General features: G+C 51.8%; 12 protein-coding genes. 5 read left to right on the plus strand and 7 right to left on the minus strand.

All coding sequences use genetic code 11. The features are described 5' to 3' along the window. Positions 1–2: 2 nt before the first annotated feature. Genes nrfD through nrfA form a run of 4 tightly spaced genes read right to left on the minus strand, consistent with a single transcriptional unit; the run spans position 3 to position 3,671 of the window. Complete coding sequence (gene nrfD, locus K0778_RS12705) at positions 3–959, minus strand: cytochrome c nitrite reductase subunit NrfD (protein ID WP_000195171.1); 957 nt, start codon at positions 957–959, stop codon at positions 3–5. Further along, the gene (gene nrfC / locus K0778_RS12710; protein WP_000220281.1) at positions 956–1,627 is read right to left on the minus strand and encodes a cytochrome c nitrite reductase Fe-S protein; all 672 of its coding nucleotides are present in this window, start codon (positions 1,625–1,627) and stop codon (positions 956–958) included. The genes nrfD and nrfC overlap by 4 nt, the downstream gene beginning before the upstream one ends. Continuing rightward, positions 1,624–2,190, minus strand: a complete 567-nt coding sequence (gene nrfB / locus K0778_RS12715; protein ID WP_001295391.1) for a cytochrome c nitrite reductase pentaheme subunit — start codon at positions 2,188–2,190, stop codon at positions 1,624–1,626. The genes nrfC and nrfB overlap by 4 nt, the downstream gene beginning before the upstream one ends. Positions 2,191–2,234: 44 nt before the next feature. Continuing rightward, positions 2,235–3,671, minus strand: coding sequence for an ammonia-forming nitrite reductase cytochrome c552 subunit (gene nrfA, locus K0778_RS12720; RefSeq protein ID WP_063084652.1), 1,437 nt, complete (start codon positions 3,669–3,671; stop codon positions 2,235–2,237). Between the two features lie 392 nt (positions 3,672–4,063). Between nrfA and acs the strand changes: the two genes are divergently transcribed. From acs to espX5, 4 genes are all read left to right on the plus strand, one after another. Then, positions 4,064–6,022: an acetate--CoA ligase gene (gene acs, locus K0778_RS12725; protein ID WP_000078239.1), complete on the plus strand. Its 1,959-nt coding sequence runs from the start codon at positions 4,064–4,066 to the stop codon at positions 6,020–6,022. Between the two features lie 200 nt (positions 6,023–6,222). Beyond that, entirely contained in the window at positions 6,223–6,537 is a 315-nt protein-coding gene (locus K0778_RS12730) for a DUF485 domain-containing protein (protein WP_001014565.1), read from the plus strand. Next, entirely contained in the window at positions 6,534–8,183 is a 1,650-nt protein-coding gene (gene actP / locus K0778_RS12735; protein ID WP_000832573.1) for a cation/acetate symporter ActP, read from the plus strand. The genes K0778_RS12730 and actP overlap by 4 nt, the downstream gene beginning before the upstream one ends. A 177-nt stretch (positions 8,184–8,360) precedes the next feature. Then, positions 8,361–9,653 (plus strand): T3SS effector pentapeptide repeat protein EspX5, encoded by a 1,293-nt coding sequence (espX5, locus tag K0778_RS12740; protein WP_000338240.1) that lies wholly within the window; start codon positions 8,361–8,363, stop codon positions 9,651–9,653. Between the two features lie 153 nt (positions 9,654–9,806). On the opposite strand, the gene K0778_RS12745 is transcribed toward espX5, so the two are convergent. From K0778_RS12745 to soxR, 3 genes are all read right to left on the minus strand, one after another. Further along, positions 9,807–11,456 (minus strand): Na+/H+ antiporter, encoded by a 1,650-nt coding sequence (locus K0778_RS12745; protein WP_000402207.1) that lies wholly within the window; start codon positions 11,454–11,456, stop codon positions 9,807–9,809. A gap of 150 nt (positions 11,457–11,606) precedes the next feature. Continuing rightward, on the minus strand, positions 11,607–12,956 hold the full coding sequence (gene ghxP / locus K0778_RS12750; RefSeq protein ID WP_000106882.1) for a guanine/hypoxanthine transporter GhxP: 1,350 nt from the start codon (positions 12,954–12,956) through the stop codon (positions 11,607–11,609). 545 nt (positions 12,957–13,501) lie between these two features. Continuing rightward, positions 13,502–13,966 carry a redox-sensitive transcriptional activator SoxR gene (gene soxR / locus K0778_RS12755; RefSeq protein ID WP_000412428.1) on the minus strand — a complete coding sequence of 155 codons (465 nt, stop codon included), beginning with the start codon at positions 13,964–13,966 and terminating at the stop codon, positions 13,502–13,504. 85 nt (positions 13,967–14,051) lie between these two features. On the opposite strand from soxR, the gene soxS reads away from it, so the two are divergent. Beyond that, positions 14,052–14,375, plus strand: a complete 324-nt coding sequence (gene soxS / locus K0778_RS12760) for a superoxide response transcriptional regulator SoxS (RefSeq protein ID WP_000019358.1) — start codon at positions 14,052–14,054, stop codon at positions 14,373–14,375. Positions 14,376–14,377: the final 2 nt, after the last annotated feature.

The following is a 14,377-nucleotide window of genomic DNA, read 5'->3' on the forward strand; positions in this document are numbered from 1 at the left end:
GCTTACGCCACCGTCAACTGTCCGGCGTAGAGAATGAAAAAGCGCAGCATCAACACGCCGACCAGACTGGCCCCACACGCCGCCAGCACGGCAGGAATGCCGGAACTGCGATTGACCCACGGTTTGAGCAACATTGGCACAATCAGCCCCAGCCCGGCGACACCAAGCCAGAACCACCACGTCCAGAAACCGCCACCTAATGCCGCCACCAGCGCACGAACTTTACCGTCATCGCCCAGCGCCAGACCGACAAAAAACGCCACCAGCAGGAAGATTTCACCCCATACCACAGGGATTTCCATACGGTGTACAAACTGCGCTTCCGTGGAATGCGGGTTACTGCGTTGGCGTATTGCCATGGCGATCAGCGCCACCGCCGCACCGGACGAGATGCCGGAGAAGAGGAACAGCACCGGCAGGATCGGGTTATTGAGGAACGGATACGATTTCAGCGCCGACAGCAGAAAGCCGGTATAAGCCCCCAACAACACCGCCAGCACCAGCATCAATGTTTCCAGTCCGCGATGAACGGGCGTCAGCAGGCTCAGAACCTTTTGCACGATCCCCAGCTTCGGCAACCAGCGTTGTTGCAGGGCAAGCAAATCATGTTCAAAGATTTTCGCCAGCCACAGCACCAGCACCACCATGTAGAGCTGAAACAGCATCACCCCCATCGACATCACCGAGGTAAAACTGTAGTGGAACATCAGCTTCCAGAAGGTCCACGGTCTTGTCAGGTGGAAGACGAGGATCAACAGACCGAGGATCACCGCGCCCGGCCCGACAATCAGCGTGGTGCGCAGCAACGTACTGTCTGCACCGCCCGCCTGCGGGTAGAAGCGACGTAACAGCACGGCCAGCGTCACCAGACCAGCAGAAATACCAATCAAAAACAGGTAGATGGCAATCGGCCAGTCCCACACCAGCGATTCAAAATGAAATGCGGAAGTCTGCGTCATTGGCTCACCTCCCCGTATTTAAACGGTACGCGGTACAGCTTCGGTTTGGTTCCCAGCGCCAGCTTGTAGCGGTAAGTGGGCTTCTGGCGCAGCAGTTGCGAAATCTCACTGTTGGGATCGTCCAGATTGCCAAACGTCAGCGCCTTGGTCGGGCAAGCTTCAACGCACGCGGGCAACTTACCGGCCTGCAAATTGGTCTTACGGCAGAAATCGCATTTGTCCGCCGTCTTCGTGACCGGATGGATAAAGCGCACGCGGTACGGACAGGCGGCGATGCAGTACTGACAACCGACGCAGAGATCCGGATTAACATCGACAATCCCACTGGCAGCATCGCGAAAAGACGCACCGGTCGGGCAGACGTCAACGCACGGCGCATGATCGCAGTGCTGGCAAGACTTACGGAAGAAGCGATATTTCACATCAGGAAATTCGCCCTGCGGCTCGCTACGAATAATCGTCAGGCGCGAGACGCCTTCCGGCACCTTGTTCACTTCCCGACAAGCATCCATACAGGCGGTACAGCCGATGCATAACGACTCGTCATGCACCATGCCGTAACGCACCCCATTGATATTCAACGTTTTCGCCACCACGCGCCCTGCGGTGCCGCTGACGGCTGCCAGCACGCCGACGCCGGTGAGAAACTGGCGACGAGACCAGGTCATGGCTGCTCCTTAAGCAACGGAACAGACGCCGGGTTAAAGTTCGGATTGGTGCGCTGATCGCTGTGGCAATCGACGCAAATCTTAATCCGTCCTTTGTCACTTAACGTCTGCATCGTATCTTGCTGTGGATGCAGGGAATGGCAGCTGGCGCACGCCACTTTGGTTACGTGGACATCGTGCGGCCAGAACGCTTTTTGCAACTGTTCCGGCAGATGACAGGACATACAGACGCTGTTCTGCTCTCCAACCTTGTACATCGGCTCGTTAAAGCGCATCACATCTTTCACCCCTTCGCGGTGTTGCGGTGATGGCTGGCCGTGACAGTTGGTGCAGGTGACCGGCAGTTTGTTATTCGGGTTGATAACGGAAGCATGTTTTCCATGCATACCTTCGGTATCTGGTTTATGACAGTCCAGACAGGCGGCATCCGGGTTACGCTGCTGGGTAACTTCGTAGCGATCATCAGATGCCTGCGCCGCAGGGGTAGCGGTAATTCCGTTCAGGCTCCACAACAGGCCCGACGCCAGCACCCCGGCAGTTAATAACGAACGTAATACGCTCATATTCACTCCATTGTGTTTTCCGCCCCTTGCGAGGCGGAACGGGGTTATTGGCTTAACAGACCGTTTTTACGTGCCTGTTCTTCCCACTGCGGGATCACCGTTTTGATGAAGTCCTGCTTCTCGGCCTTGATTTGTTCCATGTTCAGGCCAATGGCCTGCTGGGCTTTCTCTTTGGTTGAGATATCCGGGATCTGGATTTCATGGGTGATGCCTTTGGTCGCCAGCAGGCGCGCCAGTTTGGTGCGTGCATCCGCCGCTTTATCCATCGCCGTACCGAGCATCCATAAACCTTCTTCCGGTGCGTGCATATGAATGCCGTGGGAAGCGATCGCCAGATCCCAGCGCCACTGGGCATGACGGATATCGTCCTGAATTGGCTTCATTTCAGCTTCCGTCGCGCCTGCATCCAGCGCTGCTTTCGCTTCGAAGTGAGCGTGAACCAGTTGATCTTCAACCTTGATTTTCAGGTCGTTAATCGACTGCTTACGTTCCGCGACCACTTTTTGCAAGGCAGCTTTGTCCTGGGTATGGCAGTTCGCACAAGTCTGGGCGAAGTTATCAAACGGATTACCAATTTTATGGTCGGTGTAGAGTTTGCCTTCGGCGTTCTGCACTTTTGGCATATGGCAGTCGATACAGGTCACGTTGTTTTTACCGTGAATGCCCGCTGTCCAGGTTTCATATTCCGGGTGCTGCGCTTTCAGCATTGGCGTTTTCGACAGGGAGTTAGTCCAGTCAGAGAAGGCAATTTTGTCGTAATACTGCTCCATATTTTCGACTTTCATGCCGTCATCCCACGGGAATTTAACCGCTTTGTTTTTGCCGTCGAAGTAATACTCCACATGGCACTGACCGCAAACCATCGATTGCTGGTCGAAACGTCCGGCTTTCTCAAAAGGTTTACCAATGGCTTCCATCGCGCGAGCCGCATACGGACGGGAAAGGGTTAACTCCGGTTTGCCTTTGGCGAACTCTGGAGAGGCGGTGTTATGGCAATCGGCACAACCTAAGTTGTTGACGATTTCCGGACCGCCGCGCGCCCATTTACCGTGGAAGTAGCCATCTTCGCCGTCTTTCTGGATCAGACGCGCCACATCCGGGCTTTTACAACTCCAGCATGCCATCGGTAGCGGACCATCTTCAGCGTTTTTCGGCGCACCGGTACGCAGGGTTTCACGCACATCGGTCACAGCAAAAGCATGTCCACGCGGCTTGTTGTAATCGCGCGAGAAGGGATACCCCGCCCACAGGATCACCAGCCGTGGATCTTCCGCCAGGGCGTCAACACGCTCTGACTGTTCCGAGGTGGCTTTCCAGGAGAGATATTGATCGGGATGCTGCGGGGCAAAGGTTTCATTCTTCGCTTCCACAGTTACAGGTTTTGCGGGAGCAGCCGTTTGTTCAGCGTGAACAGAAGTGAAAAAGAAAAAAGGAATCAATAAGCTGAAGATACGGCGTGCGTTTATTTTTATCCTTGTCATAGGGGCTTCATCCGAATTGCGCCATTGTTGCAATGGCGGTTTTTATTGTTTTTCACGACAGTAACCGCACCTACACTGTCATGACATTGCTCGCCCCTATGTGTAACAAATAACCACACTGTGAATGTTGTCTTTAATCAATTGTAAGTGCATGTAAAATACCACTTTAGAGTTAGTCAGTATCTTCCTCTTTTTCAACAGCATGCATAACTGCATGTTCCTCAAAGAATTAATCAACTTTTGTTGCTGACCTTCAAAAATTACCCTGCCGTTTATTTGCACAATTCTACTTTTGCGTGATCTGTCGCCCAAATACTAAACAAAACTGCCAATACCCCTACATTTAACGCTTATGCCACATATTATTAACATCCTACAAGGAGAACAAAAGCATGAGCCAAATTCACAAACACACCATTCCTGCCAACATCGCAGACCGTTGCCTGATAAACCCTCAGCAGTACGAGGCGATGTATCAACAATCTATTAACGTACCTGATACCTTCTGGGGCGAACAGGGAAAAATTCTTGACTGGATCAAACCTTACCAGAAGGTGAAAAACACCTCCTTTGCCCCCGGTAATGTGTCCATTAAATGGTACGAGGACGGCACGCTGAATCTGGCGGCAAACTGCCTTGACCGCCATCTGCAAGAAAACGGCGATCGTACCGCCATCATCTGGGAAGGCGACGACGCCAGCCAGAGCAAACATATCAGCTATAAAGAGCTGCACCGCGACGTCTGCCGCTTCGCCAATACCCTGCTCGAGCTGGGCATTAAAAAAGGTGATGTGGTGGCGATTTATATGCCGATGGTGCCGGAAGCCGCGGTTGCGATGCTGGCCTGCGCCCGCATTGGCGCGGTGCATTCGGTGATTTTCGGCGGCTTCTCGCCGGAAGCCGTTGCCGGGCGCATTATTGATTCCAACTCACGACTGGTGATCACTTCCGACGAAGGTGTGCGTGCCGGGCGCAGTATTCCGCTGAAGAAAAACGTTGATGACGCGCTGAAAAACCCGAACGTCACCAGCGTAGAGCATGTGGTGGTACTGAAGCGTACTGGCGGGAAAATTGACTGGCAGGAAGGGCGCGACCTGTGGTGGCACGACCTGGTTGAGCAAGCGAGCGATCAGCACCAGGCGGAAGAGATGAACGCCGAAGATCCGCTGTTTATTCTCTACACCTCCGGTTCTACCGGTAAGCCAAAAGGTGTGCTGCATACTACCGGCGGTTATCTGGTGTACGCGGCGCTGACCTTTAAATATGTCTTTGATTATCATCCGGGTGATATCTACTGGTGCACCGCCGATGTGGGCTGGGTGACCGGACACAGTTACTTGCTGTACGGCCCGCTGGCCTGCGGTGCGACCACGCTGATGTTTGAAGGCGTACCGAACTGGCCGACGCCTGCCCGTATGGCGCAGGTGGTGGACAAGCATCAGGTCAATATTCTCTATACCGCACCCACGGCGATCCGCGCGCTGATGGCGGAAGGCGATAAAGCGATCGAGGGTACCGACCGTTCGTCGCTGCGCATTCTCGGTTCCGTGGGCGAGCCAATTAACCCGGAAGCGTGGGAGTGGTACTGGAAAAAAATCGGCAACGAGAAATGTCCGGTGGTCGATACCTGGTGGCAGACCGAAACTGGCGGTTTCATGATCACGCCGCTGCCTGGCGCTACCGAGCTGAAAGCCGGTTCGGCAACACGTCCGTTCTTCGGCGTGCAACCGGCGCTGGTCGATAACGAAGGTAACCCGCTGGAAGGCGCTACCGAAGGCAGCCTGGTGATCACCGACTCCTGGCCGGGTCAGGCGCGTACGCTGTTTGGCGATCACGAACGTTTTGAACAGACCTACTTCTCCACCTTCAAAAATATGTATTTCAGCGGCGACGGCGCGCGTCGCGATGAAGATGGCTATTACTGGATAACCGGGCGTGTGGACGATGTGCTGAACGTCTCCGGTCACCGTCTGGGAACGGCGGAGATTGAGTCGGCGCTGGTGGCGCATCCGAAGATTGCCGAAGCCGCCGTAGTAGGTATTCCGCACAATATTAAAGGTCAGGCGATCTACGCCTACGTCACGCTTAATCACGGGGAGGAACCGTCACCAGAACTGTACGCAGAAGTCCGCAACTGGGTGCGTAAAGAGATTGGCCCGCTGGCGACGCCAGACGTGCTGCACTGGACCGACTCCCTGCCTAAAACCCGCTCCGGCAAAATTATGCGCCGTATTCTGCGCAAAATTGCGGCGGGCGATACCAGCAACCTGGGCGATACCTCGACGCTTGCCGATCCTGGCGTAGTCGAGAAGCTGCTTGAAGAGAAGCAGGCTATCGCGATGCCATCGTAACCCACAATTGCCGGATGCGAGTCGGTAACGGTTTGTAGGCCTGATAAGACGCGACAGCGTCGCATCAGGCATTGATTGCCGGATGCGGCGTATAACGCCTTATCCGGCCTACATTCGGCAAGGGTTACCCGAGCGTTAACCTTCTCCCATAAGGGAGCGGGAATTAAAACAATCCCTACATTACCTCTGGAGAATCTGTGATGAATGGCACTATTTATCAGCGGATAGAAGACAATGCGCATTTCAGGGAGTTAGTCGAAAAACGGCAACGGTTTGCCACCATCCTGTCGATTATTATGCTGGCAGTTTATATCGGCTTTATTTTACTGATCGCCTTCGCGCCCGGCTGGCTGGGCACGCCGCTGAATCCGAACACCAGCGTCACACGCGGTATTCCAATTGGTGTTGGAGTGATTGTGATCTCCTTTGTTCTCACCGGTATCTACATCTGGCGGGCGAACGGCGAATTCGACCGTCTTAATAATGAAGTCCTGCATGAGGTACAAGCATCATGAAAAGAGTTCTGACGGCGCTTGCCGCCACACTCCCTTTCGCAGCTAACGCCGCGGATGCTATTAGCGGGGCCGTAGAGCGCCAGCCAACGAACTGGCAGGCGATTATTATGTTCCTGATTTTCGTCGTGTTTACGCTCGGCATTACCTACTGGGCATCAAAACGCGTACGTTCTCGTAGCGACTACTACACCGCAGGCGGCAATATCACTGGCTTCCAGAACGGGCTGGCGATTGCCGGGGACTATATGTCCGCCGCCTCATTCTTGGGGATCTCCGCGCTGGTGTTTACCTCCGGCTATGACGGCTTAATTTACTCGCTGGGCTTCCTGGTGGGCTGGCCGATCATTTTGTTCCTGATTGCCGAACGTCTGCGTAACCTGGGACGCTACACCTTTGCCGATGTAGCCTCTTACCGCCTGAAACAAGGGCCGATTCGTATTCTTTCGGCCTGTGGTTCTCTGGTGGTGGTGGCGCTTTACCTTATCGCCCAGATGGTAGGCGCAGGTAAACTGATCGAGCTGCTGTTTGGCCTTAACTATCACATTGCGGTGGTGCTGGTCGGTGTGCTGATGATGATGTACGTCCTGTTCGGCGGCATGCTGGCGACCACCTGGGTACAAATTATTAAAGCCGTTCTGTTGCTGTTCGGTGCCAGCTTTATGGCCTTTATGGTGATGAAACACGTCGGCTTTAGCTTCAACAATCTGTTCAGTGAAGCGATGGCGGTACACCCGAAAGGTGTCGACATCATGAAGCCGGGCGGGCTGGTGAAAGATCCGATCTCCGCGCTCTCTCTGGGTCTGGGACTGATGTTTGGTACGGCGGGCTTGCCGCACATTCTGATGCGCTTCTTTACAGTCAGCGATGCCCGCGAAGCACGTAAGAGCGTGTTCTACGCCACCGGGTTTATGGGCTACTTCTATATTCTGACCTTTATTATCGGCTTCGGCGCGATCATGCTGGTTGGTGCGAATCCGGAATATAAAGACGCGGCGGGCCATCTGATTGGTGGTAACAACATGGCGGCCGTTCACCTGGCGAATGCAGTGGGCGGCAACCTGTTCCTCGGTTTTATTTCAGCGGTTGCTTTCGCCACTATCCTCGCGGTGGTTGCGGGTCTGACGCTGGCGGGCGCATCCGCGGTTTCGCATGACTTGTACGCTAACGTCTTCAAAAAAGGCGCGACCGAACGTGAAGAGCTGCGGGTATCAAAAATCACCGTACTGATCCTCGGCGTGATTGCGATTATCCTCGGCGTGCTGTTTGAGAATCAGAACATCGCCTTTATGGTGGGGCTGGCGTTTGCCATCGCGGCGAGCTGTAACTTCCCGATCATTCTGCTTTCTATGTACTGGTCGAAACTGACCACGCGTGGCGCGATGATGGGTGGCTGGCTGGGGCTGATTACCGCAGTAGTACTGATGATCCTCGGCCCGACGATTTGGGTACAGATCCTTGGTCACGAAAAAGCCATCTTCCCGTATGAATACCCGGCGCTGTTCTCTATCACCGTGGCATTCCTCGGCATCTGGTTCTTCTCGGCAACCGATAACTCAGCGGAAGGGGCGCGCGAGCGTGAACTGTTCCGCGCGCAGTTTATCCGCTCCCAGACCGGCTTTGGCGTTGAGCAAGGCCGCGCACATTAATCTCTCCCCTTCCCCGGTCGCCTGACCGGGGAATACTCTTCCTCTCCAGCATGCATCACCTTTTCCCAAAATATTAAACAAATAAACTCATTAAAAAATGAACGATTTTTGACAGTCGTAGAAAATGATAATGCAGAGAATATGCCTTTTCTTTCTTGTTAATTATAAGGATATTTTATGTGCTACAATGGTTTAAATAATATGTTTTTCCCTCTTTGCCAGATTAACGATAACCACTCTGTCACAAGTCCATCACATACAAAGAAAACAAAATCAGATAATTACAGAAAACATCATAAAAGCACGTTAATTGACAATAAAGCCCTCTCTCTTTTCAAGATGGATGATCATGAAAAAGTGATAGGCTTGATTCAGAAAATGAAAAGAATTTATGATAGTTTACCATCAGGAAAAATCACGAAGGAAACGGACAGGAAAATACATAAATATTTTATAGATATAGCTTCACATGCAAATAATAAATGTGACGATAGAATTACGAGAAGAGTTTACCTTAATAAAGATAAGGAAGTGTCAATTAAGGTGGTATATTTTATAAATAATGTCACCGTCCATAATAATACTATCGAAATCCCACAGACAGTAAATGGTGGTTACGATTTTTCACACCTTAGCCTGAAAGGTATCGTGATTAAAGATGAAGATTTATCCAATTCGAATTTTGCAGGTTGCAGACTACAAAACGCTATTTTTCAGGACTGTAATATGTATAAAACGAATTTTAATTTCGCCATAATGGAAAAAATACTTTTTGATAATTGTATTCTCGATGACTCAAATTTCGCTCAGATAAAAATGACTGACGGAACTCTAAATTCATGTTCCGCTATGCATGTTCAATTCTACAATGCAACAATGAATAGAGCCAATATTAAAAATACCTTCCTTGATTATTCAAATTTTTATATGGCATACATGGCTGAGGTAAATCTTTATAAAGTAATAGCGCCATATATTAATTTATTTAGAGCCGACCTTAGCTTCTCTAAACTTGATTTAATTAACTTTGAACATGCTGATCTGTCTCGTGTCAACCTGAATAAAGCAACCCTCCAGAATATAAACTTAATTGATAGCAAACTCTTTTTTACGCGGTTAACAAATACGTTCCTCGAAATGGTTATATGTACCGGCTCTAATATGGCTAATGTTAATTTTAATAATGCCAATTTAAGCAATTGCCATTTCAACTGTTCTGTTTTAACAAAAGCCTGGATGTTTAATATCCGTCTCTATCGTGTTAATTTCGATGAGGCTAGCGTCCAGGGAATGGGTATTACCATTCTCCGTGGTGAGGAAAATATCTCCATTAATAGTGATATCCTGGTAACACTACAGAAATTCTTTGAAGAAGATTGTGCCACTCATACTGGCATGTCACAAACTGAGGATAATCTTCATGCAGTCGCTATGAAGATTACTGCAGATATTATGCAAGATGCAGATTGAGGTTAAGTCGAAGAACAGCCAATGAATTGACTTTAAAAGAGAGATAACTTATTTGTTTTAGAATCATGAATGTTAGCCCGAGCTAACCTGTTAAAGGTGCAAAAGATTGCACCTTTTTCAGATTACCTCGGGCCTGGTTACGTCGCTTTCGGCTTACTGATTTTCCTCAATTAGCAACGCTTCAAGCAAATCGAGATCGTGCAGTAATTTTTGCAGCGTTTCGTTGCTGATCTCCCGTGTGGCGCGCAGGTGGTAAAGTTCAGCACGTTCAGAACGCAATGCCGCCAGACGGAAGCGACGCTCAAGGTTCTCTTCCTGCACGGAACTTTCAACGTCGTTACGTCCATCGGCGCGACGACGCAGGTTACCAATGACGCGAGAACTGACCTCCGTAAGCAGCTGGTTATCGATATTCTCTTCGGTATCCGCCGCCAGACGCTCCTCCATTTTCTGGATCGCCACAATCGCCACTTCTGCCGTTGCCGCTCGCGCAATACGTTCCTCTTTCAATTGTTGCGAATGATCCGCGACTTCAATGTGTTGTAGCAGAATAGGCAACATCACCACGCCGACAAACAGCGAGAAGAGAATGACGCCAGCCGCCAGGAACACCAGCTCATAGCGCGCCGGGAAGACGTTACCATCCGGCAAGAGCAGCGGGATAGAGAGCACACCGGCCAGAGTGATCGCCCCACGCACCCCGGCGAAAGACGCGATCAGGATTTCTCGTGTGGTCCACGAACCAAACTCCATCGGCTTCTTCTTCAGGAAGCGGTTGCTGAACTTTTTCATCGTCCACAGCCAGCCGAAACGGACCAGCATCAGCGCCGCATATATCAGAATAATATCGGTAAACAGCATCCAGATTTCGACGTTAGGGTCGATTTCTGCTGCCATCAGCGACGTCTCCAGAATACCCGGCAGCTGCAGACCTAACAGCAGGAACACCATGCCGTTAAAGACAAATTCCAGCATCGCCCAGGTGCTGTTTGCACGCAGGCGCATTGCCAGCGGCGCACGGCGCATCACACCGGAGCGGGTGATGGTCATCCCGGCGGCAACCGCAGCGAGGATGCCGGAAACGCCAATATGTTCGGCAATCAGATAAGAAGCGAATGGCAGCAGGAACAGCAGGACGATCTGCGTCGCGGGTTCATCACCGCCCCAGCGGCTGAGGAATCGCAGCGAGCGACCGTACAGCCAGCTCACCACAAAACCGGCGAGAATACCGCCAATGGCTACTTTCATAAATTCGACCGTCGCACCGCCGACGGTGAAGATCATCGTCCCCATCGCCACTGCTACGGCAAACTTCAACGACACCAGACCGGAGGCGTCATTCATCAACGCTTCGCCCTGCAAAATGCCCATGATTTTTTTCGGGATGCGCCCTTCGCCAACAATCCCGGAGAGCGCCACAGCATCGGTCGGAGAAAGCACCGCCGCCAGCGCAAAGGCAGGGATCAGCGGAATGCCCGGCACCACCCAGTAAATAAGGAAGCCAATGCCGACCACGGTGACCACCACCAGCGCCAGCGCGAGGCCGAAAATCTCTCGACCATGTTCGAGAAATTCACGGGTCGGCGTTTTCCAGCCATCAGCGAACAGCAACGGCGGGATAAACAAGACTAAAAAGAGTTCAGGATCAAACTCCACATGCAAACCAAACGTCGGCCACGCCAGTAGCGCACCGATGGCGATTTGCATAAGCGGAAGCGGGATCTGAAAGGGCATGACACGAGTGACCACCCCGGACAGCGAGACCACGAGGGTCATTATCAGTATGGTGAAGAAGATTTCCATGCGTTCCCTGTTTGCGATGTTTTTTATGATCTGAGAAAGACGTTATGCCTGAATTCTCATTTTTTCAGAATATCGCAAAAGCTCACACAATGTGCGGAGAAAATAAAAACGGGCAGCCATTGCCACCCGTTTTCAGAATCCGATGAAAGATTAGATAGCCCAGCCACCCGCATAGAAGGTCACCAGCGCCACGGCGATAACGACCGTACCGATGTTCAACTTGCGCCATTCGCCGGAAACCAGACGACCAATCACCAGAGTCGCGAAGCCGATCATGATGCCTGTTACGATGTTACAGGTCAGCACGATGAATACAGCCGTAACCAGACCCGCCATCGCATCAACAAAATCAGCAAAGTCGATTTTCGCCACGTTGCTCAGCATCAGCAGGCCAACGTACATCAGCGCCGGAGCCGTTGCATACCCCGGAACGAGGTAAGAGAGCGGAGAGAGGAACAGAATCAGGAGGAACAGCACGCCAACGGTGATAGCCGTCAAACCGGTTTTACCGCCCGCCGCCGTACCCGCCGCAGACTCGATGTATACCGCTGCCGGAGCCGCACCCACCAGGCCAGAGAAAACGCTGCTCATGGAGTCAGTGGTCAGTGCTTTCCCACCGTCGATGATCTGCCCATCTTTATCCAGCAGGTTCGCCTGGCCGGCGACGGCACGGATAGTTCCGGTGGCATCAAATACTGCCGTCATCACCAGCGCCAGAACGCTTGGCAGGACTACAGGATTCAGCGCGCCCATAATGTCCAGGCTGCCAATCAGTGAATTGCCGTTTTCATCGCTCAATGAAGGCATGGCGAAAACGCCGGAGAAATGGACGTTAGGATCGAAGATCAAACCGACAATTGAGATACCGATAATGGTCAGCAGAATGCCACCAGGGACTTTCAGTTTTTCCAGGCCGATGATCACCGCCAGACCTACCAGTGACATAATCACCGGGAAGGTCGCGAAATCACCCAGCGCAACGGGCAGACCATCAAGCGGGTTTTTAATCACCAGACCGACACCGTTAGCGGCAATGAGCAGCAGGAACAGACCGATACCAATCCCCGTGCCGTGCGCCACACCGTGAGGCAAGTTGCGCAAAATCCAGCTACGGATACCCGTGGCAGAAATTACCGTAAACAGCACACCCATCAGGAACACGGCACCCAGCGCGACAGGTACGCTAATATGTTGCCCCAGCACCAGGCTGAATGCGGTAAACGCCGTCAGGGAGATGGCGCAACCAATCGCCAACGGCAGATTAGCCCACAGACCCATCACGATAGAACCGAGTCCGGCAACCAGACAGGTTGCAACGAAAACTGCCGCAGGCGGGAAGCCTGCTTTACCCAACATACCTGGAACGACGATGACCGAGTAGACCATCGCCAGAAACGTTGTTAACCCGGCAACCACTTCCTGACGGACAGTGCTTCCACGTTGTGAAATTTTAAACCAGGCGTCGAGTGAACCGCCGGTACGCGCTGATGGCGTAGACATAAGAAAACATCCCCTGAGAGTTTAATTTTCGTCAAGATGCGTGGCGGACAATCCCCTGCCAGCGAAACGTTATCTTCCTGCTCCAGGTTTGCGACAATTTGCTGCGTCGCAAAAAAGCAAACGTTTAGCTCCGCGCATACAAAACGGGTGGTAAAAAAAGCAAACGATTATCCGGCGATCATAGCGGCTTTTTCAACCGAAGTTTGCTGCTTTTTTCTCTTTTATTGTCTTGACGATGAAAAACCAGGCAATTGATGCGCAAACGTTATCGTCGGTGCGCAAGATTGCAGCGTTATCGAGCCGTATACCGTTCAGGATTGCGATAAAAAATCGTCTGAGATGACAAAAATATTGCGGTTAAAAAGTATACTTTTACACTGGCGAAGAAACGTCGGTGACATACAATTAAAGCATCAACACCAACCGGAACCTCCACCACGTGCTCGAATGAGGTGTGTTGACGTCGGGGGAAACCCTCCTGTGTACCAGCGGGATAGAGAGAAAGACAAAGACCGGAAAACAAACTAAAGCGCCCTTGTGGCGCTTTAGTTTTGTTCATCTTCCAGCAAGCGTGCGCCGGTACCTTCTTCTCCTAAGCGGTCGCCCGGGTTACGCAACGGGCAATCACTGCGCGAAAGGCAGCCACAACCAATACATCCGTCCAGTTCGTCACGCAGAGCCACTAAGGTATGAATGCGCCGATCCAACTCTTCTCGCCATTGGGACGAAAGCTGTTTCCACTCTTTCGCACTTAACGTATGCCCTTCGGGCAACACGCCAAACGCTTCACCAATGGTCGCCAGCGGAATGCCAATACGCTGAGCAATTTTGATAATTGCAACATATCGCAACACATCACGTTTATATCGCCGCTGATTGCCGCTGTTACGGATACTGGTAATCAACCCTTTACTTTCATAGAAATGCAGCGCCGATACCGCCACACCGCTGCGTTTCGCCACTTCGCCGGGGGTTAGCAGCGCTTTAATGCGGGGTAATTTCTTTTCCATAAATCGCTTTACCTCAAGTTAACTTGAGGAATTATACTCCCCAACAGATGAATTAACGAACTGAACACTGAAAAGAGGCAGATTTATGTCCCATCAGAAAATTATTCAGGATCTTATCGCATGGATTGACGAGCATATTGACCAGCCGCTTAACATTGATGTAGTCGCAAAAAAATCAGGCTATTCAAAGTGGTACTTGCAACGAATGTTCCGCACGGTGACGCATCAGACGCTTGGCGATTACATTCGCCAACGTCGCCTGTTACTGGCCGCCGTTGAGTTGCGCACCACCGAGCGTCCGATTTTTGATATCGCAATGGACCTGGGTTATGTCTCGCAGCAGACCTTCTCCCGCGTTTTCCGTCGGCAGTTTGATCGCACTCCCAGCGATTATCGCCACCGCCTGTAGTT

It is taken from the genome of Escherichia sp. XD33 (assembly GCF_019375075.1).
In the GTDB taxonomy this organism is placed as follows: Bacteria; Pseudomonadota; Gammaproteobacteria; order Enterobacterales; family Enterobacteriaceae; genus Enterobacter; species Enterobacter flexneri_A.

Excerpts from the sequence above, each read along its gene's own strand:
- nrfC (WP_000220281.1), bottom strand. The coding sequence starts at position 1,627 with ATGACCTGGTCTCGTCGCCAGTTTCTCACCGGCGTCGGCGTGCTGGCA.
- soxR (WP_000412428.1), bottom strand. The coding sequence starts at position 13,966 with ATGGAAAAGAAATTACCCCGCATTAAAGCGCTGCTAACCCCCGGCGAA.
- acs (WP_000078239.1), top strand. The coding sequence starts at position 4,064 with ATGAGCCAAATTCACAAACACACCATTCCTGCCAACATCGCAGACCGT.
- actP (WP_000832573.1), top strand. The coding sequence starts at position 6,534 with ATGAAAAGAGTTCTGACGGCGCTTGCCGCCACACTCCCTTTCGCAGCT.
- soxS (WP_000019358.1), top strand. The coding sequence starts at position 14,052 with ATGTCCCATCAGAAAATTATTCAGGATCTTATCGCATGGATTGACGAG.
- nrfD (WP_000195171.1), bottom strand. The coding sequence starts at position 959 with ATGACGCAGACTTCCGCATTTCATTTTGAATCGCTGGTGTGGGACTGG.
- espX5 (WP_000338240.1), top strand. The coding sequence starts at position 8,361 with ATGTGCTACAATGGTTTAAATAATATGTTTTTCCCTCTTTGCCAGATT.
- K0778_RS12745 (WP_000402207.1), bottom strand. The coding sequence starts at position 11,456 with ATGGAAATCTTCTTCACCATACTGATAATGACCCTCGTGGTCTCGCTG.
- K0778_RS12730 (WP_001014565.1), top strand. The coding sequence starts at position 6,223 with ATGAATGGCACTATTTATCAGCGGATAGAAGACAATGCGCATTTCAGG.
- nrfA (WP_063084652.1), bottom strand. The coding sequence starts at position 3,671 with ATGACAAGGATAAAAATAAACGCACGCCGTATCTTCAGCTTATTGATT.
- ghxP (WP_000106882.1), bottom strand. The coding sequence starts at position 12,956 with ATGTCTACGCCATCAGCGCGTACCGGCGGTTCACTCGACGCCTGGTTT.
- nrfB (WP_001295391.1), bottom strand. The coding sequence starts at position 2,190 with ATGAGCGTATTACGTTCGTTATTAACTGCCGGGGTGCTGGCGTCGGGC.